This is a genomic window from Pseudomonas sp. Pseusp88 (genome assembly GCF_047303955.1).
Taxonomy (GTDB): Bacteria; Pseudomonadota; Gammaproteobacteria; order Pseudomonadales; family Pseudomonadaceae; genus Aquipseudomonas.
This window is the reverse complement of record NZ_JBGLYM010000015.1, coordinates 111,445-133,559: the sequence shown is the minus strand read 5'-3', so window position 1 is coordinate 133,559 and position 22,115 is coordinate 111,445. Positions and strand designations below refer to the sequence as shown.

Genomic DNA, 22,115 nt, shown 5'->3' with positions numbered 1-22,115 from the left:
CATGACAAAGCTACTCGATACCACCAGGCCTGGCGGCCTCAAACGCCGCTGGCTGCTGATCATGCCCATCGTATTCATCACTTACAGTCTGGCTTACCTGGACCGCGCCAACTACGGTTTCGCGGCGGCGTCGGGCATGGCCGAGGACCTGCACATCACCCCCGGCATGTCCTCATTGCTCGGGGCGTTGTTCTTTCTTGGTTACTTCTTTTTTCAGGTGCCGGGGGCGATCTACGCGCAAAAGAAAAGCGTGAAAAAGCTGATTTTTGTCAGCCTGATTCTCTGGGGCGGCCTGGCCACCCTGACCGGTGTTGTCTCTAACGCCTATATGTTGATCGGTATCCGTTTCATGCTGGGCGTGGTCGAGGCCGCAGTGATGCCAGCCATGCTGGTATACCTCTGCTATTGGTTCACGCGAGCCGAACGCTCACGGGCCAACACTGTACTGATCCTGGGTAACCCAACGACCATGCTGTGGATGTCGGTGGTGTCGGGTTATCTGGTAGCGCATTTCAGCTGGCGCTGGATGTTCATTGTAGAAGGTTTGCCAGCGGTGATCTGGGCATTTATCTGGTGGCGGTTGGTGGACGAACGTCCGGCCGAGGCCAAGTGGCTGACGGCTGAAGAGAAGGATGAGTTGCAGACCCGACTGGACGCCGAACAGGTTGGCATCAAGCCGGTAAAAAACTATGCCGAAGCGTTCCGCTCGCCAAAGGTGCTGTTGCTGGCTGCCCAATATTTTTGCTGGAGTATCGGCGTGTACGGCTTCGTGCTGTGGCTGCCAACCATCATCAAGAAAGGCATGCAAATGGATATGGTTGAGGCCGGCTGGCTTTCTGCGTTGCCTTATCTGGCCGCCGTTATCGGCATGATCCTGGTGTCTTGGGCGTCGGACAAATTGCAAAAACGCAAGGCGTTCGTCTGGCCGCCACTCTTGTTGGCTGCCGTGGCATTTTATGGCTCATATGCCTTGGGTACCGAGCATTTCTGGTGGTCGTATTCGCTGCTGGTGGTCGCGGGCGCGTGTATGTACGCACCCTATGGTCCGTTCTTTGCCATCGTGCCGGAAATTCTGCCGGCCAACGTCGCGGGTGGGGCCATGGCGCTTATCAATAGCCTTGGCGCACTGGGCTCGTTTGCCGGCTCCTACCTGGTGGGCTACCTCAATGGGGCCACCGGCTCACTGAGTGCGTCGTATCTGTTCATGAGCGGGGCTTTGTTGGTCTCGGTGGTGCTGACGCTGCTGCTCAAGCCGGACAATAAACCGCAGCCCTTGCAGGATGATCCGAGTGTTCGTCGTGCCCCTGCGCACTCCTGACTGGAATCGACCTATGAACAACCATGTAGTGCTGTACAAAAAACTCTCGGCACCGCTGATGCAACGTTTGCAGGCGCACGCTGAGGTCACGTTGATTGATGACCCCAAATCCGACGATGGCCTGGCTTGCCTGCGTGATGCCTTGCACAAGGCCGATGGCTTGCTCGGCGCGAGCCTGAAGCTTGATGCCGCGTTGCTGGATCTGGCGCCCAGGCTCAAAGTGGTTTCAAGCGTCTCGGTAGGCGTCGATAACTACGACATTGATTACCTGACAAAGCGCGGCATCCTGCTGAGCAATACCCCGGATGTCCTGACCCAAACTACTGCCGATACCGGCTTTGCCTTGATCATGGCCACTGCCCGGCGTGTGGTCGAGCTTGCGAACCTGGTACGCAGCGGTCAATGGACGCAAAACATCGGTCCTGCGCATTTTGGCAGTGATGTTCACGGCAAAAAGCTGGGCATCATCGGCATGGGCAGAATTGGCGAAGCGCTGGCCCAGCGCGGCCATTTCGGCTTCGGCATGCCGATCATCTATCACAGCCACTCGCCCAAGCCTGCCGTTGAGGCCCGCTTCAACGCCGAGTATCGAAGCCTTGAGGGCTTGCTCAAAGAGGCGGACTTCGTCTGCCTGACGTTACCGCTGACCGCAGAAACCGAGGGCCTGATCGGCGCCGAGCAATTTGCGCTGATGCGTCCGGAGACGATCTTCATCAACATTGCCCGTGGCAAGATTGTGGACGAACAGGCGCTGATTGATGCGTTGAGCAAGCAACAGATTCGCGCGGCGGGGCTGGATGTGTTTGGGCATGAACCTTTGGATAAAGGCTCTGCGCTGTTGCAGCTGGATAATGTGGTCGCCACTCCGCACATGGGCTCGGCAACGTTCGAGACCCGCGAGGCGATGGCACGTTGTGCGGTAGACAATCTGCTCAGCGCCTTGAATGGCGAGCGGCCGGCGAATCTGGTGAATCCGGACGCCTGGTCAGGCAAGCGCTGACCGGGCATGCTGGCTTTCAACGTTGAACCTGGCCGATCGCCATTGGGCTCAGGCCAATCGCGAAGGCCAGTCGGCTACTGAGTCGACACGGGATATTTTTGCGTCAACCAACCCGTGGATCATAAAGATGGCGAGACATGAATGCCGTTTTGCCTGGCGTACTTGCGGTGCCATTTGATCGCCTGTTCAAGCTCGGGAGTGGCAAGCGCGTCTGCATTACTGACGCCGCTGTAACGTTCTAGGCGAGCAATGATTTCACTGGGCGTAGCTGTTGGCGCCGATGCCTAATCAACTCGGTTGTCGGAATTTCACTTACCCAGTCTGACTCCTCGTGGATCATTTTCTGTGCTCGACTTTTGCACTAATGAAGATGGGGCAGTCTTGCGTCGGCACATGGGTCGATCAGAGTCGGCATCGACAGCCTGGCAGGTGGCGGCTTTCGGCCGATTGTGTTGAAAAAGTCGGTCCTTCCAGACTGCCCGCGTACTGACTGCTGAAAATGCCTTTTTTGCGCGCAGCTGCGCGAAATCTCGGCCCGGAGTCCTCTGCTCAAAGTAAAGATTTCAATTTCAAACGCGTACTTTTCTGCTGCGGAAACCATGGCCGACTTTTTCAACAGAATCGGCCAAAAGCGGACGGTCGATTATTTACTATCGAACGCGAACGTTAAGCCTGATTCTGTGCCAGAAAGAATTCTGCATGGGGAACTGAGTATGTCCTGGCTAAGAGCGCCTGGGCGTCCATTAAGGCAAGTCGCCACCTCCCTCTCTACTGGGACTGATGAGCAGACCTCATGAACCCTTGCCGATCTGCCCGTCTAGTCTCCACTCGTTAGCTGGCTTACTGTTTCCCAACGCAAACGTCGGGAGATCGAAATGCACAAGCGCACACTTGGAAACAGTTCACTCGAAGTGTCAGCCCTGGGCTTGGGTTGCATGGGCCTGAGCCATGGCTACGGCCCGGCGACTGACACACAACAAGCCATTACGCTGATCCGTTCGGCGGTTGACCGTGGCGTTACGTTCTTCGATACCGCCGAGGTTTACGGTCCGTACCTGAACGAGCAAGTGGTGGGTGAGGCATTGGCCCCAGTTCGCGATCAAGTGGTCATCGCCACCAAGTTCGGCTTCACCTTCGGTGCCGACAATAAACAGCAGATTCTAAATAGTCGCCCTGAGCACATTCGACTCGCCGTCGAAGGCTCATTGCGCCGACTTAAGACCGATTTCATCGATTTGCTTTACCAGCATCGGGTTGACCCGGACGTACCGATTGAAGACGTCGCCGGTGTAGTGAGAGATCTGATAGGGGAAGGCAAGGTCAAGCACTTCGGCCTTTCGGAAGCCGGTGCGCAAACCATTCGCCGTGCACATTCGGTGCAGCCAGTCACGGCGCTGCAAAGCGAATACTCATTGTGGTGGCGTGAGCCTGAGCAGGAAATCCTGCCGACGCTCAAGGAGCTGGGGATCGGCTTCGTGCCGTTCAGCCCACTGGGCAAGGGTTTTCTCACCGGCACAGTAGCCGCCGACGCCACATACGGCAGCGACGATTTTCGTAGCATCGTGCCGCGCTTCAGCCAGTCGGCACTGCAAGCCAATCAAGGGTTGGTGGTGTTGATCCGCCAGATAGCCGCGCAAAAAAAAGCGACACCGGCGCAGATCGCGCTGGCCTGGTTGCTCGCGCAGGCACCGTGGATTGTGCCGATTCCCGGGACGACCAAATTGCATCGCCTTGAAGAAAACCTTGGCGGCGCGGACATCACCCTCGACGCGGGCGAACTCCAGGCCATTGACACCGCACTGGCGCAGATCCGCATCGAAGGCGAGCGTTATCCCGAGGCCCTCAAGGCGCGCGTCGGGCGATGAACAACGATCACGATCCTCTACGGCGCACGGTCATCGCCGCACTGGCGAGCGCCCCGTTGCTGTCACTCGCCGACACGCAAACCGCCAGCGAAATACCACCTTCAGGCTCGCGAATTCTGGTCGCGTACTTTTCCCGCTCCGGCAATACCCGCGTGGTTGCCGGGCTCATCCAGCGCGGATTGGGTGCCGATCTGTTCGAGATCCGTCTGGCCAAAGCCTATCCCGAGGACTACCTGCAAACCGTGGAGCAGGCGCGTCAGGAGCGCGACAGCGGCTTCGAGCCCGAGCTGGAAAGCAAGGTTCACGCTCTGAGCGACTACGACACGATTTATCTCGGCTTTCCGATCTGGGGTGAGACCACCCCGCCAATCGTGCGTGCTTTTCTGAGCGCCCACGACCTGACTGGCAAGACCCTCATCCCCTTCAACACCCACGGTGGTTACGGCTTGGGCAATAGCCGCAGCATCCTCGAAAAGCACGCGCCTAAGGCTAAGGTGATGGAAGGATTTGTGATGGAAGGTGAGCAAGAGCGCAAGACCATGGAGCGCGTGAATGGCTGGCTGAGCGATCACCCTCACACGCGCTAATCTATTTCTGGATTGGAGAAGCACCATGAAAACCCGCACGTTGGGCAACGGCCTGGAAGTTTCCGCAATGGGCCTCGGCTGCATGAGCATGACCTCCGCCTACGGCCCGGCCGCCGACAAACCGAGCATGATCAAGCTGATTCGCTCGGCCCATGAGCAAGGCATCACCTTGTTCGACACCGCCGAGGCGTATGGCCCATTCGCAAATGAAGAGTTGTTGGGCGAGGCCTTGCAACCGATCCGCGAACAGGTGGTCATCGCCAGCAAATTCGGTTTCGATATTGACCTGGTCACCGGCGCACGAGGCGGCGGCACCAATAGCCGACCCGAGCATATCCGCGCCGTGGCAGAGGCGTCATTGAAGCGGTTGCGCACCGATTGCATCGACCTGTTTTATCAGCATCGCGTTGATCTGCAGGTGCCGATCGAAGACGTTGCCGGCACCGTCAAGGAGCTGATCGCCGAGGGCAAGGTCAAGCATTTCGGCCTGTCCGAGGCCGGTGTGCAAACCATCCGCCAGGCACACGCCGTGCAACCGGTAACGGCGGTGCAAAGCGAGTATTCGCTGTTCTGGCGTGGCCCGGAACATGAACTGCTTGGCGTACTGGAGGAACTGGGTATCGGCTTCGTGCCGTTCAGTCCGCTCGGCGCTGGCTTCCTCACGGGTCAGATCGATGAGCACACCCAGTTTGACGCCAGCGACTTCCGCAATTTTGTCCCGCGTTTTTCACCTGAAGCGCGCAAGGCCAACCTGGCGTTGGTCGGCGTGGTGAAGGCCGTTGCCGAGCGCAAGCAGGCGACGCCTGCACAAGTCGCACTGGCCTGGTTGCTGGCGCAGAAACCATGGATCGTGCCGATCCCGGGCACGACCAAACAACACCGACTGGAAGAGAACCTGGGCGCGGTAGAACTGGAACTGACCGGCGATGATCTGCGCGTGATCAATGAGCAGATGGCGCAGATCCAGGTGCACGGTGAACGCTTGCCGGAGTCGGCGCTGAAGATGACCGGGCTCTGAGCCTTACCCCTGCTGCTCCGGGCTCGGAGCAGCTTCACTACCTGACCGGAGTTCATTCGATGAACCGATTGATCGCACCGCTCGTTGCCTTGTCGCTGTTGAGCGCAGAAACCCAGGCCGCCAGCGAAATCCGCATCACCCATAATGGCGCCCAGCCCTCGATCAAGGGCGCAGCGGAAAACTTCACCGGCACGGTACGCGTTGATGGCCTGTTCAAGGGTGATCTGCCGGCGCGCATCGGCGGCGGCACGGTGACCTTCGAACCCGGCGCGCGTACCGCTTGGCACAGTCATCCATTGGGGCAAACGCTGATCGTCACCGCCGGGGTTGGCTACGTGCAGCAAGAAGGTGGGCCGCGTCAGGAAATCCGTCCGGGCGACATTGTTTGGATTCCGCCGCACACTCGTCACTGGCATGGTGCCGCCGCCAGTAACGGCATGACTCACATCGCGATTGCAGAAGCCGAGGACGGCAAGACGGTGACTTGGGCAGAGAAAGTCTCGGAGGCGCAATACGCCGGCAAATGAAGTAACGGAATGTGTCGGAGCCAGTAGCGCGGCACCTCCGCGGTGAGCCATCAAAACACCTCAAGCCCCCGTGTTTGTGCGAAGACGCCGGGTTTTGAGCGGCAATCGTAAAAACCACTCATGAGCCCTGCTCAGGAGTCCTTGCGCAATATCGGGGTTAATCACTACAACCGTCCTCCGTACGATCCAGTGACACCGCAGTGACCCAGCAATGCACGGAGCCTTTCATGATGACCACTGACGCTAGCAAGTCCCGCCCCCATCCCGCGCTAATGACGCTCTGTCTAAGCCTTGGGGTGATGTTCAGTGTTACCACTCAAGCAGCCGAGGCATCGCAAACCATGACCCGCACACAAGCCAGCGCAGAAACACTGTCGAGCCAACAGCAGGCGATTCCCCTGATCGCAGCGTTTATGGCGACCAGCGACATGCCCAACCTCAACGTAGCCCTCAATCAAGGCCTCGACGCCGGCCTGACTATCAGCGAAACGCGAGAAATTCTGGTGCAGCTCTACGCCTACGTCGGCTTCCCGCGCAGCCTTAATGCCTTGAATGAGCTGATGACCGTGGTACAGGCGCGCAAACAACGCGGCATCGACGATGCGCCGGGGCGTGAGCCTGACCGGGCGATTCCAATCGGTGATGAGCTTCTGGCGACGGGCACTGCGAATCAAACAAAAATTTCCGGTGGCCCGGTCAAAGGTCCGGTGTTCGAGTTCGCTCCGGTGATCAACCGATTTCTGCAAACCCATCTGTTCGGCGACATCTTCGAGCGCGACAACCTCGACTGGCAAAGCCGCGAACTGGCGACCGTCGGGGCGCTGGCAGCGACGCCGGGTGTGGAATCGCAATTGCGTTCGCACATGCTGGCGAGCCTGCGCGTCGGGCTCAGCGCAGCGCAGTTGAGTCAAGTCACCGAGCAGTTGAAAAAGCACGGAGACGCACAGACCGCCGAACGTGCAAACACGGCGCTGGCCCAGGTCCTGGCGGCTTCGAGGAAATAACATGAAATCTGCAAAATACTTGCTCTGCATCACCCTGCTCAGCCTGTTGGCAGCTTGTGCGAACCAGCCCGATGGCTCAGGCCCTTTACTGATTCAGGCGCAAGGCAGCTTCGCCGCCGGTGGAACGATGACCACTGCGCCGGGTACGTTCAACCCGCGCAAGCCGATGGCTCCGGATGGCCAGACCTATCACGGTGACCATGCCTACACCTTCTACCAAATCCCGGTCGATGCCCGGAAACTACCCATCGTGATGTGGCATGGCGCAGGCCAGTTCTCCAAGACCTGGGAAACCACCTCCGATGGCCGTGAAGGTTTCCAAACCATTTTCCTGCGCCGCCATTTCGGTGTGTACCTGATCGACCAGCCGCGACGTGGCGATGCCGGCCGTAGCATGGTCGAGGCGACGGTCAAACCGACGCCGGACGAACAACTGTGGTTCAACCAGTTTCGCATCGGCTTGTGGCCCAACTATTTCAACGGTGTGCAAGTAGCCAAGGATGCACAGACGCGCGAGCAATTCTTCCGGGCAATGACACCGAACACCGGGCCGTTCGACATGGGTGTGGTGTCTGATGGTGTGTCGGCGGTCTTCGACAAAATCGGCCCCGGCATTCTGTTCACGCACTCGCAAGGTGGCGGGCCGGGTTGGCTGACCGCGATCAAGAATGACAAGGTCAAGGCCATTGTCGCCTTCGAGCCGGGCAGCAGCTTTGTCTTCCCGCAGGGTGAGGTGCCCGCGCCGATCCCCAGTGCCTTCGACACGGTACAGGGTGCGGCCGTGCCGATTGATCAGTTCATGGCGCTCACGCGCATTCCGATCCTGATCCTCTACGGCGACAACATCCCGGAGCAAGCCGTCGACCTTCCCGCTCAGGACAGTTGGCGCGCACGGCTGAAGATGGCCCGGCTTTGGCGCGATACCGTCAACCAGCACGGCGGTGACGTAAGGCTGATCCATTTGCCGGAGATCGGCATCAAGGGCAATACCCACTTCCCCATGTCCGATTTGAACAACGTGCAGATCGCGGATCTGGTGTCGAGTTTCCTAAAAGAAAAGCATCTGGACTAACCAGGGCTCACATCCAATTTTTTTTACTGCCCTTCTTTGATTGCTCAGGAGTTTCATGTGATAAACACCTTTATGAAAGCCACGCTCATGTCGGCGCTGGTTGGTCTTTCTGCGGGCGAAGCCGGAGCGGCGGACTACAAAAAAAACCCGTTCACACTGGCCTACGACGGTGCCATTACCAGGAACGAGCCGGGCAAGGTCAACATTCATCCGGTCAGCTACAAGCTCAATGGCATGGACATCGCCGCCAACGTTTACACCCCGGCCAATTACGATGCGAAGAAGGTCTACCCGACCGTTGTGGTCGCGCATCCGAACGGTGGCGTCAAAGAGCAGGTCGCCGGACTTTACGCCCAGCGCCTGGCCGAACAGGGCTACATCACGATCACCGCCGATGCGGCCTACCAGGGCGCAAGTGGCGGACAGCCTCGCAGCATCGACAAGCCGGCTTATCGCATCGAAGACATCCATGGCATGGCAGACTTCATCAGCCAATATGCGGGCGTCGATAGCACGCGCCTGGGCTTGCTCGGGATCTGCGGCGGCGGTGGCTATTCGTTGGCCGTCGCGCAAACCGACAAACGCTTCAAATCGCTGGCAACCATCAGCATGTTCAACTCCGGTCGGGTGCGTCGCAACGGCTACAACGACTCGCAACTGGACAGCGTTCAGCAACGCCTGCAACAGGCTTCCGCTGCGCGCGCTCAGGAGGCGGCCGGCGGTGCTGTGCTCTATTCGGGTGACGCCAACCTCACCGACGAGCAGATCGCCAAGCTGCCCTTCGAGCTGTATCGCCAGGGCTACGAGTACTACTGGAAAACCCACGCGCACCCGAACTCAACGTTCAAGTACACCACCAGCAGCCTGTTGGACCTGATGCGTTTTGATGCTACCAATCAGATTGAGTTGATCAATCAGCCATTGCTGATGATCGCCGGCAGCAAGGCTGACAGCCTGTACATGACCCAGGATGCATTTCCCAAGGCCACCGGCACCAAGGACAAGGAATTGTTCATCATCGACGGCGCCACCCACATCGAGACCTACTGGGTCCCGCGTTATGTCGACACGGCAATGGGCAAGCTGACAACGTTCTACGCACGAACCCTTTGATGGGCTGTTCGGGGATCGCGTATCCATGCGGAACCTGCTTACATGGAGTAATTACGCGATCCCCATGAGAGGCTCTCATCAATGTCACGCGCCAATCTCAACGATCTGCAAGCCTTTGTGATCATTACCCGCGAAGGCAGCTTCACCCGCGCTGCGGCGCAGTTGGGCGTCTCGCAGTCTGCGCTAAGCCATACTCTACGTGCCCTAGAGACGCGACTCGGGGTTCGTCTGCTGACCCGAACCACCCGTAGCGTATCCCCTACCGAAGCCGGTCAACGGTTATATCAATCCATGGCGCCGAGGTTCGAAGAGATTGAACTCGAACTGGCAGCGGTCAGCGAGTTTCGTGACACCCCGGCAGGGAACGTGCGGATTCAAGCATCCGAACATGCAGCCAACAATATTCTCTGGCCCAAGTTGCTGAAGGTGCTTCCCGACTATCCGGACATCAAGGTCGAAATCACCGTCGACTACGCACTCTCCGACATCGTCGCTCAGCGCTATGACGCAGGGGTACGGCTTGGGGACCAAGTGGCCAAGGACATGATTGCCGTTCCTATCGGGCCGTCCTTGCGCATCGCGGTCGTGGGCTCACCCGAGTATTTCAAACAGCGCCCAGTGCCGAAGGTGCCGGGTGATCTGGCCGCACACAATTGCATCAATCTGCGCCTGCCCACCCATGGAAGCCTGATGCAATGGGATTTTGAAAAGGATGGTCACGAACTCAAGGCGCGCGTTGAAGGACAATGGACGTTCAACAGCAGCGTGCCGATTCTGCGTGCCGCCGTTGCGGGATGTGGGTTGGGTTTCCTTCCGGAAGATATGGTTGCCAAGGAGATTACCGAGGGAAGCCTTGTGCGAGTGTTGGAAGATTGGTGCCAACCCTTTGCCGGTTACCATCTCTATTACCCCAATCGCCGCGAACATTCATCAGCGTTTGGCGTTGTAGTTGAAGCGTTGCTCTACAAGCGATGAGTCATCGACCATCAAGCCGTCTCAATTTTTACCCCCGCCTCACAAACCCGCGATTGAGCAGATGCTTTGGATCGATTGCAGTCGTCGACGAACGGCTGCAATGGGGCGATTGCTGCCTGTAGTGAAGGGCTGCACCGCCCCAAAGCCGACGGTCGGCTTGGCTCAGTTTCAGATTGAGCAAGCCGGTCTCTCACCCAACCGCTCTACCAACCTTACGAGATAACCGTCGGGATCCTGAACGATGAATTCGCGCTGGCCTACTTCTACATTTTCAGCCCGATACCAGGTGTCTTTGCATTCTTGATAGAGTGGAAATCCAGCCTGATCAAGTTTTTGGATGATGGGTGCGACAGCCTCAACATCAATCTGTAGGTTGACGCCTCTTCCAAACGGCTTAGTCAACGGCGCAGTCAGCCATTGACCCGCGTCCGAATCAACCTGCTCAAGCATCACTTGAGCACCATTCAAATCAAGGTATGCAAATCCATCTTCCGGGCGTTGATAAGCTACTGTGAACCCCAAGCAAGAAACCCAAAAAGCCAGACTGCTATCTAGGTTGGTGACCATTCACTCCGGAACCAGTTTGTTGCGTTCGAACATGAGATGACTTCCATTTCAAAAGGCTAATTATTGCAGGCGAGCAGGTTATGCACGTATGGCTTCGATGCCACAACGGGATCGTGGCGAGCCTGATGATGCATGGTCGGGTGGCAACTATCGAGTCGCGGTCAGTGGCCGAATGCGGTCGTTCCTGAGCGGTAGCCTTCGGCCAATAGCAGAAACCCTCGCTGGGAGCCCGAATGGTCTGCGCTATGTGTCGTTTAAAAGATTGATAGCCTTAACCGAATTACCAAAACCGCATCACTCATTCCTTCAGGGCGGACCGGGCTCATCCGGAGCGCGCGCCGTAGCTATCAACAAGGCCAGCGAAGCGTGCTGAACTAGCCGGTACAATCGCCTTTCACTGACAACCCGGAGCTTGGGCTTTAATGTCGTTGTTCATTCGTTTGACTGCATTTTCAACCCAAAGCGGCAGGGCGGTCGGCCTTGTCTGGGCGACTTCCCGCCCCTTGTTCGGCGGCTTGATCGTGGCGACGCTGATCGCCGGCATTTTGCCCGCGCTCGCCGCCTGGATCGGCCAGCGGATCGTCGATGCGGTGGTTCAGGCGATGCAGATCCATGGGAATGGCAGCCAGGCGCCCGTATGGCCTGTTCTGCGTTACGTGTTGGCCGAAGCCGGTGTATTGGCGTTGCTGGCCGCGGCGCAACGGGCGCTTTCAATGCAACAAGCGCTACTGCGGGTGCAGTTGGGGCAGAAGGTCAACCTGATGATCCTGGAAAAGGCCCAGACCTTTTCGCTGCTGCAGTTCGAGGACTCGGCCTTTTACGACAAGTTGGTGCGCGTGCGCCGCGATGCATCGACCCGGCCACTGGGCCTCGTCACAAAAGGCCTGGGGCTTACGCAAAACCTTATCTCGCTTGTCAGCTTTGCGGTGCTGCTGGTGCATTTATCCCCTTGGGCGCTGCTGATCCTGGTGCTCGGCGCGCTGCCGGTGTTCTTTGCCGAGACGCATTTTTCCGGTAATGCCTTCCGCCTATTTCAGCGTCGCGCCCCGGAAACTCGTCATCAAAATTACCTGGAAGCATTGCTGTCCCATGAGGCGCACACCAAGGAAGTGAAGCTTTTCGGCATGGCGCCGTTGTTGTTGCAACGTTATCGCGACAATTTCATGCGCCTGTACGCCGAAGATCGCCGGCTCACCGTGCGACGCGATGCTTGGGGCTTTGCCCTCGGGCTATTGGGCACTGCCGCGTTCTACGTGGCCTACGCCTGGGTGGTACTGGACACCGTGCGTGGCCAGACCACACTGGGGCAGATGACTATGTACCTGGTGCTGTTCAAGCAAGGCCAAGTCGCCATCACCTCCAGCCTCAGCGCGATTGCCGGTTTGTACGAGGACGGCCTGTACCTGTCTGACCTCTACGAATACCTTGAGGTGCCGGTGGCACCTAAACGCGGCACGCTGAAGGCCGGTGCATGCCCAGGCGACGGCCTGCGCTGCGAGCGCTTGGGGTTCCGCTACCCGGGTGCCTCGCACCCCACGCTCAGCGACATCAGCCTGCACCTGACGCAGGGGATGAGCTTGGCGCTGGTGGGCGAAAACGGCTCGGGTAAAACCACGTTGATCAAACTGCTTACCCGACTCTATACGCCTGACGAAGGCCGAATCCTGCTGGACGGCAGCGATTTGCAGGACTGGGACGAACAGGCCTTGCACCAGCGCATCGGGGTGATCTTTCAGGACTACATTCGTTACCAGATGACGGTCGGCGAAAACCTTGGGGTGGGTGACGTCGAAGCTTTCGATGACCAGGACCGTTGGCACGATGCGGCCACTCAAGGGATTGCCGCCGAATTCATCGAACGCTTGAGCAACGGCTATCACACGCAGTTGGGGCGCTGGTTCTCCGGTGGGCAGGAACTGTCCGGTGGGCAATGGCAAAAGGTAGCGCTGTCGCGGGCCTACATGCGTCGTGAGGCCGATCTGCTGATTTTGGACGAACCGACGGCCGCCCTCGACGCTGCGGCCGAGGCTGCCGTATTCGAGCACTTTCGCGAGTACGCCGAGGGGCGCATGACTTTGATGATTTCCCACCGATTCTCAAGCGTGCGCAACGCTGATCACATCATCGTGCTGGATCAGGGCCGGATTCTAGAACAAGGAACCCACGTGCAACTGATCGCTTTTGGCGGGCGCTATGCCAGCCTGTTCAACCTCCAGGCGCGTGGCTATCGGTAACCGCCCCGACTAACCACTGACGAGGCAACGCTCGCCTGCGCCGATTCGAGCAACCAATCCTTGAACACCTGTGCTGCGACCGAGAGCGGGCTGGGTTGGGCATCTCCAAAAGGCCTGACAAGGCGGCCGGCACTCAGATCGGCCATGACCAGGCTGCTTCTGCCCAACGCTACGCCACTTCCGGCTATAGCAGCCTGCAAGGCAGCTGCCGAATCGTTTATCCGCAGGACGCGGCTACAGACGGATACCTCATATCCACCTCGTTCAAGCCAGCTTTGCCAAGTGGGGAACGCTGGCGTATCGCGCATGGACAAATCGTGAATCAGAACGTGGTGGTGGAGCATCTCTGCTGAAATCAGCGCTTGAGGCCCTTCAAGCAAAACAGGGCTGCAAACAGGAAAGAAGTTGTCTTCCATCAGGTGTGTAGCACCTAGACCGGCCCAACGCCCATGTCCAAACCGTATGCCTAAATCTATTTTGCAGGTTGGGTTGCGCTAGCGCATTTGAGTCCGGCTATGGCCGCCTATGTTAAGCCTTGCCACCGGATGCCTGACGTGAGCAAAGCGAAGGTTCCGTTTGTCGGGCCCCTGCGTTCGTTTTGAACGTGTCCTTGATCGCTGGCTCACATGCACATGAATAAGCGCACTGCAGTACCGTCAAAATCTCCCTTGATCCTGCTCGTCGAAGACGACTGGGTTATCAACGGATTAATTCAGGACATCTTGGAATTTGAAGGGTTTAAAGTGTATGCGGTCGACACTGCGGACGACGCCTGGCAGTTTTTACTGGCAGGTTCTTGTCAGGTTGATCTGATTTTCTCCGACATCCATTTCCCGGGTCTGCTGAGTGGCATCGACCTTGCGAACTTGACTCATGGGCGATGGCCTCACCTGCCTATCATCCTTTCTTCGGGAAGTCGGTGCCAACAACCGCTGGCGAGCGGCTGCTCTCCTGTATTTGTGGCTAAGCCTTGGCATTCCATGGCGATAGGCGCCGTATGCCGACGTGTCCTGGCCAGGGGGCCAATAAGAGGGATCCGCGAATGAGCATATCCGTCAGTAGCGGATAATCAGCAAGCGGTGAACTGCATAGGGGCGCGATAGCTGCGTATCCTCTCTTGCATAACGCCTAAGTTTTGCGACAGCACTGCCGCAAATCGCGTTAGTAGATAAAGGTAAAGCCTCTCAGCAAAAATCACTCGGCAGCCGCCCCCTCGACCCGTCGAAGCATTCCACCCCAATCAGCCCCCAGCACCCGACACACATCCATAAACTCAATCACATCCAGCCGCCGCTCCCCATTCTCCGTCTTCGACACAAATGACTGAGGTCGTCCAAGCTCGATCGCCAATTCCTTCTGAGTCATGCCCGCCGCGGTGCGCGCCTCCAACAGGAGCGTCAGCAGAAATTGGTAGCGGGTGTCATGGATGCTTTTCACGTGTGGGATGCCGTTCGATGGTCCGGCAATCTAAATAAACCTGAATTGGGATTATCCCAAAATAGGTTTTTGGTTTAGAGTGGCTACCGAGGCTGATCATGAGTTCGCTACACAGGAGGCCAGTGAAGGAGATGAGCAGGCGCTACGGTGTTTATCGAGTATGCCGAGTTGTTGTTCAGTCTGGCGTTGGTAGCGCGGCTTCCGCGGCAGCGCTTGGAGACTTGGGCTTTTTCGTGGGAGTTTTGTGGGAGCGAATTCATTCGCGAAAGCGGTATTTCAGACGATTAAAAAGCGGCGCAAGTACTGGCCCATTCGCGAATGAATTCGCACACAGCAGCGCGTGCATATCGTCGGATCTGTGGGAGCGGATTCATCCGCGAAGGGGCCAATACATCAAACACATTGGTGGCGTCCGGAATAAAGCTTTCGCGAATGAATTCGCTCCCACAGTAGTGCGTGAATACCATTGGATCTGTGGGGATTCATCCGCGAGGGGGCTGCTCTGGCTTTACAGCAAACATAGAATCTCCCACAGGATTTGTTCCCGCCCCCCCGCCAGGTATTTGCTGCTCGGCAGCGCAGTGGCGGGGATATGACGGGACCCAAAGCGGATTGGGGGGGCTTGATGATCAGGGCGTCAGCAAAGCCGCCTCATACTCTTCGACGAACTGCGGCAGGGTGTAGCCGAGCACGGCGCAAAGGTCGCGCAGTTGGACCAGGTCCAGGCGGCGCAGGCCGGTTTCGACGTCGCTGATGTAGGACTGGGGACGGCCCAGGGCTTTGGAGCAGTCGGACTGGGTCAGGCCGGTGTTACTGCGGATGGCCTTGAGCAATTTGATCAGGACCTGATGTTCGTTTCGGTAGATGGCTTTGGTCATGAGGGCTGCTCGTGGTGGAACAGCGACTTAAGCTATAACTGGTTTTCAGATATCTGATATTCAGATATCTTTCTGGTGTTTTTGTTCAAATGGTCAAGGAGGCCAAGGATGCAGAGTCGTAAAACACGCATTCAAATGAATCGACACGAAGTGGCGAGCGCCATGTACACCCACATCATGCGCAGTTGGGAAGAGCTCCCCGAAGACAGCAAACGCGCCCTGGGTTTTGACTGCATACCGGGCAGTGAAAGCGAGGAGCAGGCGCTACGGCATATGGCGCGGTTGTTTATCGAGTATGCGGAATTGTCGTTTGGCCGGGCGCTGATGGCGCGGCGGCGACGGTTGGGGCTGGATGCTTAGGCCTCTTCGTGGGCTATCCTCACGCCTGATAGCGCGAGGCACAATCGTCTGAATTAGTGGTGTTCTGTGGGAGTGAATTCTGTGGGAGCGAATTCATTCGCGAAGAGGGCGGTACAGCCAAAACATTTTCATCGTCAGAGATACCGCTTTCGCGAATGAATTCCCACAGGTTCGGTTTCAGCCCGATTTCAGCTCGCAGGGCGGTTGCGCCAGGGCTTAAGCCACAGCGCCAGGCCGATCAGCAGAATCAGGCCGTAGGCGCAGCTCAGGCCCAGTTGCAGCCAGATGTTGTAGATCGGGTGCAGGCACAGCGCGGCGATGATCATCGCCAAAGCCCCCAAGGCCCACTGACTGCGCCATGGCATAACCTTCAGCAATTCCTGCCGCCGCATCAACAGCAATCCGGTAACCATGGCCCCTGCCAGTGCGGCAATAGCGATGCCGATCAGCCCGAGAAAGAACGGCAATACGGCCAATAAAAGGGCGTTGCACAGGCTGCCAAGCAGCTCGCAATTCAACGGCATGCGCGTATCGCCCGCCGCATAAGCGTAGCGGGCCAGCAGTGCGTTCCATGCGCCAAACATCAAGGGCACGGCAAACCAGGCCAGCAGATCCGGTAACGGGCCGTCGTGGGTCTGATTGGGCAGGAGCAGGGCGACCAGTGCGCTCGCGGCGCCGATCAGCCCGGCAACGGCGGGGAGGGTGAGGAGGGTGGCGCTGGCCAGGCCTTTGCGCAGCAGGAGCAGGCGTTGGTCACCGGCGCTGCCGCTCATGAGGCCGAGCAGGACCTGGTTGAGGCTCATCAGGGCGATCAGGGGCAGGTTGATGAGTTTGCGCGCCAGGTTGATCCAGGTGACGGCGCCTTCGCCGAGCAGGGAGGCGACCATGCGTTCGAGCAGGGCCAGGCCCTGGCTGGCGAGGTTGCTGCTGAGCAGGGGGCCGATGCGTTGCAGCAGTTCTTTGCTGGCGCCGGGTTCGCTGTGCCAGTGCCAGGGTTTCCAGCCCATGCGAAACAGCGCTGGCAGCAGCACGCCGGGCATCAGCAGGCTGCCGAGCACGCAGGCGCCGGCCAGGCCCGTGGGCGTGGCGGCGTGATGGGTTATGGCGAGGTAGAGCACGGGCGGCAGGTTGAATAGCAGGGAGCCGAGCCCGGCGAGGACGAAACGCGAGTGGGCCTGTAACGGCACGCAGAGCAGGCCATGGAGCAGAAAGCCCGGTGCGCACCAGGCCAGCCAGTTCAGGCTGTCGCCCGCCAGCACGTAGCCGTTGTTGTCCAGGCCGGGGCCGACGGCGCGCACCCATAGTGGCGCGCCGAGGCTCAGCAGCAGGCTGATACCCAGGCCGCAAAGCAGCAGGCGCGGAGCCAGGGTGCCGAGCCAGCGCTGTCGTTGCCCGGCGTCGCGCTGTTGGTAGAGGGGCAGGGCGGCTGCGCTGAGCAGGCCCGCCGCTAATGCCATGCGCAACGCTTCAGGCAGAAACATGGAGACGAGGAAGGCATCACTCTGCGCCCCCGCCCCCCAGGCCGCGACCAACAGCCACTCACGGGCAAAACCGGCGGCCAGGCCGGTGAGGGTGGCCAGGGTCAGCCATAGAGTTGAACCAAGCATGGCGCGGCTCAGTGGAACAAAGTGAACAGGCCTTTGCCGCCCACTTTGTAGTTGAGGCCACGGGACCGCTCGCCTTTGATTTCGGCGTTGGGGCCGCTGACGATGGCGTAGGGCGGTATGGGTTTGGACACCACGCTGCCGCCGCCCACCACCGCGCCCTCGCCGATATCGGCACCGAAGGACAGCAACGCGCGGCTGCAGATCCAGGCGTAGTCACGGATATACACAGGCCCGCCCACGGCCCAGAACTCCGGGGCTTGCAGGTCATGACCACCGGCGATGATCAGTACGTGGGAGGCAATGGTCACGTGGTCGCCGATCACCAGGCCGCCCCGTGCGTCGAGCTGACAGTGCCAGCCCACGGTGCTGTCGTCGCCGATGCGCAGGCTGTCGACGCCGAGCACTTCGGTGTTGCGCCACACCGACGAGCCCTTGCCGATTTTCGCGCCACCCAGACGCAGCCAGGCCAGGCGCACGTTGTGGCTGGGGATCTTGCAGATGAGGATGTTGTAGGCCTGCTCCCAGCTGCGCAACATGCGGTCGCGCAGGGTTGGCCAGTTGATGCCGTACAGCGGGATCAGCGGGCCGAGGGTCTCGCGGGTCAGCAGTTTGTAGAAGCGTCGGGCCAGGGGATGCTCGATGCGGCTTTCGATATTCAGGTAACTGATGAAGGACAGGGTGCGGTTTTTCAGCGGCTGTTCGAAGCATACTTCGTTGTCCAGCATCCATTGGTAGGCGGCTTGCAGTTCGTCCAGGGGCACGGCCATTTTCTGCGCGTAGTCGGGCAGCGCCAGGCGCAGGTCGTGGGAGTGGAGCATGCGGTGCTTCATGATTGGATTCCCATATCGGTGCGAGCGGCAGGGGGGGCGTAAGGCCGGACCACGCCACTGCTCTTGAGGCGTTTGGCTTCGTGCAGGTTTATGCCCAGGAACAGCCAGAACAGGGCGATCAGCACGGTGGTGAAGCTGAAGTAGTGGTCGAACACGCCGCTGAGCAGCGCCGCCCGCAGCCCGGCTAAAGTGCCAAGCCACAGGGCGTTGTCCTGGGTCAGGTGGATGCGTCCGCGGGCCGGGCGGGTTTCATTCCACCAGCTCCAGATCACCGCGATGTACAGCAGCATGCCGGGCAGGCCGATCTTGTAGACGAAGTTCAGCCACAGGTTGGAAATGCCGAACAGGGTGGTGCCCGGCACTGGCGGGTCGATCTTGAAGCCGATGCCGAGAGGGAAGTGGCCAACGGCTTCGGGGAAGTGTTCGTATTCGAGGAAACGAATGGCGGTACTGGTGTCGTCCTGAGTGAAGAGGCCGAGCAGGCGTTCCTGCAACGGCGGGTAGAACATCAGCAGCAGTGCACCGGCGACGGCGCCGGCCATGAGTACGCGGCCGACGTGAGGCACGCGCTTGGCGGCCATCATGATCATCACCACGATCAGGCTGACCAGGGCGCCTCGCGAGCCGGTCAGCAAAAGACCGACGCTGCCCAGTATCGCCACCGACATGCCCAGCGCACGCGCCCAACCGCTGCGGGTAATGCCATAACAGAAGGCCAACGGCAGGATCAGGACCATGGCGCCGCCCGCGACGTTGGGGTGCATCCATGGCGAGCCCATGCGCGTGGCCAGGGCCGACAGGCTGTCACCGAGCACGCTGATACCGCCGTAGCCGAGGGCGCCGAGGATCGGTGTCATGGCGGTGGCGCTGCGGCTGACCAGGTAAACCGGGATCGACAGCAGCAACAGAAACAATGTGCCGCTCATCACTGAGAAGACCATGCGCTCCAGAACCTGAGCATTGACAAGCAGGCGTGGCACGAGAAACAGGACCGACAGGTTGAACAGCCAGCGCACCCAGTTGATCGGGCCGTTGCCCTCGGCGCTGATCATCAGCTGGCCGACGACAAAGGGCAGGGCGGTGTAGAGCATGAGGACGAACAGCAGGCGCTCGGTACGCAGCATCGGTGGCACCCGTGGCGGGTCGCCGAACATCGAGTGGGCCAGATAAGCCGCCCAGGTCAGCATCACCAGAGCCTCGGACACCGTAGTGCGAAAGCCGATATTCATGGTCGCGTAAGGCAGGAAGCAGGCAATCAGCCCGAACAGCAGCAGGCCGCGCACGGGTTGGCGAATGATGGTGATGCCCGCGCCGAGGCCCGCCATGGCCACCAGCACCACGGGGGCCGGCAGCAGCCAGAACATCAGGCTGAAGATCAGAGCCAGAAACAGTCCTGTGGGCAGCGCAATGGGCATCAGCGCAGTTCCTCGAGCAGCACATTGAAGCGTTGCCGGAAGGCGTCGATGGCGTAGTTCACCGCCCAGGCCTGCAGAGGCTGGGGATCTTCCGGCGCGGCGGTGGACAATTGGCCCATCAGGCGAATGAGTGCGGCGCTGTCGGTGGGGGAAAAGCGCGGGCTGTCCGGCGGGCTGATTTCATCCAGGGACGAACCGCTGGCGACCGCCACCGGAGTGCCGACGCTCAGGGCTTCGATCACCGGCAGGCCGAAACCCTCGCCACGGGATGGATGCCACAGGCGCCCGGCATCGCGGTAAATGGCATGCAGTTGCGCGTCGCTGAGATCGGTGAGGGCATGCAGGCCTGGTAGCTGGCGTTGGCTTTCGGTCAGGCAGGCATCGCCGCCGACCAGCACCAGGTCTGGCGTGGCGGGGAATTGCATGCGCGCGCTTTGCCAGGCGTCGACGAACCACGGAATGTTTTTGCGCGGCTCGCGGGTGCCGACACACAGCCAGTAGCGCTCGGGCAACTGCAGGTCGCTGATGTCCGCCGGTTCGCCGACGAAGCCTTCGACCAGCAACGGCAGTACGCGAAGTTTTGCATTCGACGAAGGAAACAGTCGCCGCACTTCACTGGCGGTGTACTCGGAAGCGACCCAGACCCGGTCGGCCACGCGCAGGGACCAGGCAATCGAGAGATAATCGGTGAGCCGGTAGAAGGCCGCCTTGAGTCGCGAGCCGTGGCTGTTTTTCTGGGTCAGCTGGAACACGTCGTGCAGTTGCAACACATAGCGCATGCCCGCAGGTTTGCGGCCGATGGGCAGGCCCATATTGAGGTTGGCCATGTAGATTTCGATTTCCGCGTCACGCAGCGCCGTGGGCAGGAAGCAGGCTTCGAACCCGAGGCGGTCGGGCAGGCGATGCACAGCATTCAGCGGCGTGGCGCTGCGCGGGCAGTGGATCAGGCGGCGGATCGGATGATCGAAGGGCGCCACGCCGAACAGTTGCAGTTGCACGTCGGGATGGGCGCGCAGGGCGTGTTCCAGGGCAAAGTTCTGCCGACCGATGCCAGTGGTGGCATAGCCCGCAGCCGGGCGGTAATCAAGTCCGATACGCATAGTGGGCCGGTTCCTTGGCTGGGGAGAGGCGGGTATAGATCGCTTCGAGTTGCCGGGCGGACACCGCCCAGTCATGGGTGGCGCGCACGTAGGCTCGCCCGGCTTCGCCGACCTGTTCCAGGCGTTCAGGGCGGTTGAGGCTGGTGGCAATGATCCGCGCCAGTTCGATGGGGTATTCGCTGCCCAGGTAGTGCTCGCCGTTGGTCACCGTCAGGCCCGTGACGCCCTGCTCAGTGGTGACCACCGGCAGCCCGGCGGCCATGGCTTCCAGTACCTTGAGTTTGGAACCGCCGCCCTGGCGCAGGGGCGCGAAGAAAATTGCGCTCTGGTTTTGCAGTACGCGCAGATCAGGGACGAAGCCCAGCCAGTCGATGCGCGGATCGGTCCAGCGCTCGCGCCATTGTGCGGGCAGGGCGAAGCCGCCGATGCTGAAACGTACAGTGGGCGCGAGTTGCCAGACGTGGGGCATGATTTCATCCAGGGCCCATTCCACCGCATCGACGTTGGGGCCGTATTCGTAGTTGCCGATAAACAGCAGGCGCTGGCTGGCGCGGTCCGGGCGCACCTTGGCGTAGTAGTCGCAGTCAACACTGTTGACCACCACTGCGGTGGTCTTGGCGCTGAGCCGGGCCAGGCCCCGGGCATCGTCTTCGCTGACTGCGATCAGTTCGCTGGCCTGACGCAGCACTCGGCTTTCCCAACGCCGGTAGCGCCAGCGGTCGTAGCGGGCGAATAGCCCGGCCCAATTGGGCAGCAGGCTGTAGGAGGCAGCGCCGAGAGCCGACTCGATATTGTGTTCGGCCAGCACAAAAGGCTTGTGCGCCTTTTGCAGTGGTCGTTCGAAAGGCTGGAAACCGTAGCTGTGCTGGATCTGGATGACGTCCCAGTCCTCTTCCAGCAGTTGCTCGAAGGTGTGCTGCAAGTGCGGGGCGAAGCCGTTGACACTGGCCAGCATCGGCGGCGTGGCGAAGGCCACGGCGAGCAGGGTGCGGGCGCTGCGCAAGGGGCGTCGCGGCAGTACAATCAGGCGCTCCAGCCAGGGCTCGAGCGCCGCGCGGGTGGCGTCGTCCAGGGCAACTTTGGATTGCACCAGCAGGGTGATCCGGTGACCACGGGCGGCGAGGTTGCGCAGCAGATGATATTCCCGGGTCTTGCCGCCGCTGGTGGTGGGCCAGGGCAGGTAGGGCAACGTCCAGAGGATGCGCATG

General features: G+C 59.8%; 22 protein-coding genes and 1 pseudogene. 13 read left to right on the top strand and 10 right to left on the bottom strand.

Annotated elements, in window-relative coordinates; translation table 11 throughout:
- The first annotated feature begins 1 nt into the window (after nucleotide 1).
- Nucleotides 2-1,318 carry an MFS transporter gene (locus ACCD02_RS19220; protein ID WP_413305102.1) on the top strand — a complete coding sequence of 439 codons (1,317 nt, stop codon included), beginning with the start codon at nucleotides 2-4 and terminating at the stop codon, nucleotides 1,316-1,318.
- A gap of 13 nt (nucleotides 1,319-1,331) precedes the next feature.
- The gene (locus tag ACCD02_RS19215; protein WP_413305099.1) at nucleotides 1,332-2,318 is read left to right on the top strand and encodes an NAD(P)-dependent oxidoreductase; all 987 of its coding nucleotides are present in this window, start codon (nucleotides 1,332-1,334) and stop codon (nucleotides 2,316-2,318) included.
- 48 nt (nucleotides 2,319-2,366) lie between these two features.
- Here ACCD02_RS19215 and ACCD02_RS19210 read toward each other — a convergent pair.
- Nucleotides 2,367-2,587 (bottom strand): annotated as a pseudogene (locus ACCD02_RS19210) (thioredoxin); the annotation flags it as partial.
- Nucleotides 2,588-3,193: 606 nt separating this feature from the next.
- On the opposite strand from ACCD02_RS19210, the gene ACCD02_RS19205 reads away from it, so the two are divergent.
- From ACCD02_RS19205 to ACCD02_RS19170, 8 genes are all read left to right on the top strand, one after another.
- A complete protein-coding gene (locus tag ACCD02_RS19205) occupies nucleotides 3,194-4,183 on the top strand; it encodes an aldo/keto reductase (RefSeq protein WP_413305096.1) in 990 nt (329 codons plus the stop codon).
- Nucleotides 4,180-4,770: a flavodoxin gene (locus ACCD02_RS19200; protein WP_413305094.1), complete on the top strand. Its 591-nt coding sequence runs from the start codon at nucleotides 4,180-4,182 to the stop codon at nucleotides 4,768-4,770. Before ACCD02_RS19205 ends, ACCD02_RS19200 begins: the two co-directional genes overlap by 4 nt.
- Nucleotides 4,771-4,795: 25 nt before the next feature.
- The gene (locus tag ACCD02_RS19195) at nucleotides 4,796-5,788 is read left to right on the top strand and encodes an aldo/keto reductase (RefSeq protein ID WP_413305091.1); all 993 of its coding nucleotides are present in this window, start codon (nucleotides 4,796-4,798) and stop codon (nucleotides 5,786-5,788) included.
- A 59-nt stretch (nucleotides 5,789-5,847) separates the two neighbouring features.
- Nucleotides 5,848-6,315, top strand: a complete 468-nt coding sequence (locus tag ACCD02_RS19190) for a cupin domain-containing protein (RefSeq protein ID WP_413305088.1) — start codon at nucleotides 5,848-5,850, stop codon at nucleotides 6,313-6,315.
- 227 nt (nucleotides 6,316-6,542) lie between these two features.
- Nucleotides 6,543-7,319: a carboxymuconolactone decarboxylase family protein gene (locus ACCD02_RS19185; RefSeq protein WP_413305086.1), complete on the top strand. Its 777-nt coding sequence runs from the start codon at nucleotides 6,543-6,545 to the stop codon at nucleotides 7,317-7,319.
- A 127-nt stretch (nucleotides 7,320-7,446) separates the two neighbouring features.
- Nucleotides 7,447-8,391: an alpha/beta hydrolase gene (locus tag ACCD02_RS19180; protein WP_413305137.1), complete on the top strand. Its 945-nt coding sequence runs from the start codon at nucleotides 7,447-7,449 to the stop codon at nucleotides 8,389-8,391.
- A 72-nt stretch (nucleotides 8,392-8,463) separates the two neighbouring features.
- Nucleotides 8,464-9,504, top strand: a complete 1,041-nt coding sequence (locus tag ACCD02_RS19175) for an alpha/beta hydrolase (protein ID WP_413305134.1) — start codon at nucleotides 8,464-8,466, stop codon at nucleotides 9,502-9,504.
- A gap of 81 nt (nucleotides 9,505-9,585) precedes the next feature.
- Entirely contained in the window at nucleotides 9,586-10,479 is an 894-nt protein-coding gene (locus ACCD02_RS19170) for a LysR family transcriptional regulator (RefSeq protein ID WP_339555750.1), read from the top strand.
- Nucleotides 10,480-10,647: 168 nt separating this feature from the next.
- Here ACCD02_RS19170 and ACCD02_RS19165 read toward each other — a convergent pair whose 3' ends face one another.
- Nucleotides 10,648-11,046 (bottom strand): bleomycin resistance protein, encoded by a 399-nt coding sequence (locus ACCD02_RS19165; protein WP_413305083.1) that lies wholly within the window; start codon nucleotides 11,044-11,046, stop codon nucleotides 10,648-10,650.
- Between the two features lie 422 nt (nucleotides 11,047-11,468).
- Between ACCD02_RS19165 and ACCD02_RS19160 the strand changes: the two genes are divergently transcribed.
- Nucleotides 11,469-13,280 carry an ABC transporter ATP-binding protein gene (locus ACCD02_RS19160; RefSeq protein ID WP_413305079.1) on the top strand — a complete coding sequence of 604 codons (1,812 nt, stop codon included), beginning with the start codon at nucleotides 11,469-11,471 and terminating at the stop codon, nucleotides 13,278-13,280.
- On the opposite strand, the gene ACCD02_RS19155 is transcribed toward ACCD02_RS19160, so the two are convergent.
- Nucleotides 13,271-13,696 (bottom strand): LysR substrate-binding domain-containing protein, encoded by a 426-nt coding sequence (locus tag ACCD02_RS19155; RefSeq protein WP_413305075.1) that lies wholly within the window; start codon nucleotides 13,694-13,696, stop codon nucleotides 13,271-13,273. The two genes, ACCD02_RS19160 and ACCD02_RS19155, sit on opposite strands and share 10 nt — an antisense overlap.
- A 216-nt stretch (nucleotides 13,697-13,912) precedes the next feature.
- Between ACCD02_RS19155 and ACCD02_RS19150 the strand changes: the two genes are divergently transcribed.
- A complete protein-coding gene (locus tag ACCD02_RS19150; protein ID WP_413305072.1) occupies nucleotides 13,913-14,326 on the top strand; it encodes a response regulator in 414 nt (137 codons plus the stop codon).
- Nucleotides 14,327-14,474: 148 nt separating this feature from the next.
- Here ACCD02_RS19150 and ACCD02_RS19145 read toward each other — a convergent pair whose 3' ends face one another.
- Nucleotides 14,475-14,717: a helix-turn-helix domain-containing protein gene (locus ACCD02_RS19145; RefSeq protein ID WP_413305069.1), complete on the bottom strand. Its 243-nt coding sequence runs from the start codon at nucleotides 14,715-14,717 to the stop codon at nucleotides 14,475-14,477.
- A gap of 629 nt (nucleotides 14,718-15,346) precedes the next feature.
- Nucleotides 15,347-15,595, bottom strand: coding sequence for a helix-turn-helix domain-containing protein (locus ACCD02_RS19140; protein ID WP_413305067.1), 249 nt, complete (start codon nucleotides 15,593-15,595; stop codon nucleotides 15,347-15,349).
- 108 nt (nucleotides 15,596-15,703) lie between these two features.
- Here ACCD02_RS19140 and ACCD02_RS19135 point away from each other — a divergent pair, with 108 nt between their 5' ends.
- Entirely contained in the window at nucleotides 15,704-15,955 is a 252-nt protein-coding gene (locus ACCD02_RS19135) for a hypothetical protein (RefSeq protein WP_413305064.1), read from the top strand.
- Between the two features lie 188 nt (nucleotides 15,956-16,143).
- On the opposite strand, the gene ACCD02_RS19130 is transcribed toward ACCD02_RS19135, so the two are convergent.
- The 5 genes from ACCD02_RS19130 to ACCD02_RS19110 are packed head-to-tail and all read right to left on the bottom strand — an operon-like array spanning nucleotide 16,144 to nucleotide 22,114.
- Entirely contained in the window at nucleotides 16,144-17,562 is a 1,419-nt protein-coding gene (locus tag ACCD02_RS19130) for a lipid II flippase MurJ (RefSeq protein ID WP_413305062.1), read from the bottom strand.
- Between the two features lie 8 nt (nucleotides 17,563-17,570).
- Nucleotides 17,571-18,392 carry an acyltransferase gene (locus tag ACCD02_RS19125; RefSeq protein WP_413305059.1) on the bottom strand — a complete coding sequence of 274 codons (822 nt, stop codon included), beginning with the start codon at nucleotides 18,390-18,392 and terminating at the stop codon, nucleotides 17,571-17,573.
- Entirely contained in the window at nucleotides 18,389-19,807 is a 1,419-nt protein-coding gene (locus ACCD02_RS19120; protein ID WP_413305057.1) for an O-antigen ligase family protein, read from the bottom strand. The genes ACCD02_RS19125 and ACCD02_RS19120 overlap by 4 nt, the downstream gene beginning before the upstream one ends.
- A complete protein-coding gene (locus ACCD02_RS19115) occupies nucleotides 19,807-20,907 on the bottom strand; it encodes a glycosyltransferase family 4 protein (protein ID WP_413305055.1) in 1,101 nt (366 codons plus the stop codon). The genes ACCD02_RS19120 and ACCD02_RS19115 overlap by 1 nt, the downstream gene beginning before the upstream one ends.
- A complete protein-coding gene (locus ACCD02_RS19110) occupies nucleotides 20,891-22,114 on the bottom strand; it encodes a glycosyltransferase family 4 protein (RefSeq protein ID WP_413305053.1) in 1,224 nt (407 codons plus the stop codon). Before ACCD02_RS19110 ends, ACCD02_RS19115 begins: the two co-directional genes overlap by 17 nt.
- Nucleotide 22,115: the final 1 nt, after the last annotated feature.

Bases quoted from the DNA above. Each gene is read 5' to 3' on its own strand.
- ACCD02_RS19220 (WP_413305102.1), top strand. From the start codon at position 2: ATGACAAAGCTACTCGATACCACCAGGCCTGGCGGCCTCAAACGCCGC.
- ACCD02_RS19215 (WP_413305099.1), top strand. From the start codon at position 1,332: ATGAACAACCATGTAGTGCTGTACAAAAAACTCTCGGCACCGCTGATG.
- ACCD02_RS19205 (WP_413305096.1), top strand. From the start codon at position 3,194: ATGCACAAGCGCACACTTGGAAACAGTTCACTCGAAGTGTCAGCCCTG.
- ACCD02_RS19200 (WP_413305094.1), top strand. From the start codon at position 4,180: ATGAACAACGATCACGATCCTCTACGGCGCACGGTCATCGCCGCACTG.
- ACCD02_RS19195 (WP_413305091.1), top strand. From the start codon at position 4,796: ATGAAAACCCGCACGTTGGGCAACGGCCTGGAAGTTTCCGCAATGGGC.
- ACCD02_RS19190 (WP_413305088.1), top strand. From the start codon at position 5,848: ATGAACCGATTGATCGCACCGCTCGTTGCCTTGTCGCTGTTGAGCGCA.
- ACCD02_RS19185 (WP_413305086.1), top strand. From the start codon at position 6,543: ATGATGACCACTGACGCTAGCAAGTCCCGCCCCCATCCCGCGCTAATG.
- ACCD02_RS19180 (WP_413305137.1), top strand. From the start codon at position 7,447: ATGACCACTGCGCCGGGTACGTTCAACCCGCGCAAGCCGATGGCTCCG.
- ACCD02_RS19175 (WP_413305134.1), top strand. From the start codon at position 8,464: ATGAAAGCCACGCTCATGTCGGCGCTGGTTGGTCTTTCTGCGGGCGAA.
- ACCD02_RS19170 (WP_339555750.1), top strand. From the start codon at position 9,586: ATGTCACGCGCCAATCTCAACGATCTGCAAGCCTTTGTGATCATTACC.
- ACCD02_RS19165 (WP_413305083.1), bottom strand. From the start codon at position 11,046: ATGGTCACCAACCTAGATAGCAGTCTGGCTTTTTGGGTTTCTTGCTTG.
- ACCD02_RS19160 (WP_413305079.1), top strand. From the start codon at position 11,469: ATGTCGTTGTTCATTCGTTTGACTGCATTTTCAACCCAAAGCGGCAGG.
- ACCD02_RS19155 (WP_413305075.1), bottom strand. From the start codon at position 13,696: ATGGAAGACAACTTCTTTCCTGTTTGCAGCCCTGTTTTGCTTGAAGGG.
- ACCD02_RS19150 (WP_413305072.1), top strand. From the start codon at position 13,913: ATGAATAAGCGCACTGCAGTACCGTCAAAATCTCCCTTGATCCTGCTC.
- ACCD02_RS19140 (WP_413305067.1), bottom strand. From the start codon at position 15,595: ATGACCAAAGCCATCTACCGAAACGAACATCAGGTCCTGATCAAATTG.
- ACCD02_RS19135 (WP_413305064.1), top strand. From the start codon at position 15,704: ATGCAGAGTCGTAAAACACGCATTCAAATGAATCGACACGAAGTGGCG.
- ACCD02_RS19130 (WP_413305062.1), bottom strand. From the start codon at position 17,562: ATGCTTGGTTCAACTCTATGGCTGACCCTGGCCACCCTCACCGGCCTG.
- ACCD02_RS19125 (WP_413305059.1), bottom strand. From the start codon at position 18,392: ATGAAGCACCGCATGCTCCACTCCCACGACCTGCGCCTGGCGCTGCCC.
- ACCD02_RS19120 (WP_413305057.1), bottom strand. From the start codon at position 19,807: ATGCCCATTGCGCTGCCCACAGGACTGTTTCTGGCTCTGATCTTCAGC.
- ACCD02_RS19115 (WP_413305055.1), bottom strand. From the start codon at position 20,907: ATGCGTATCGGACTTGATTACCGCCCGGCTGCGGGCTATGCCACCACT.
- ACCD02_RS19110 (WP_413305053.1), bottom strand. From the start codon at position 22,114: ATGCGCATCCTCTGGACGTTGCCCTACCTGCCCTGGCCCACCACCAGC.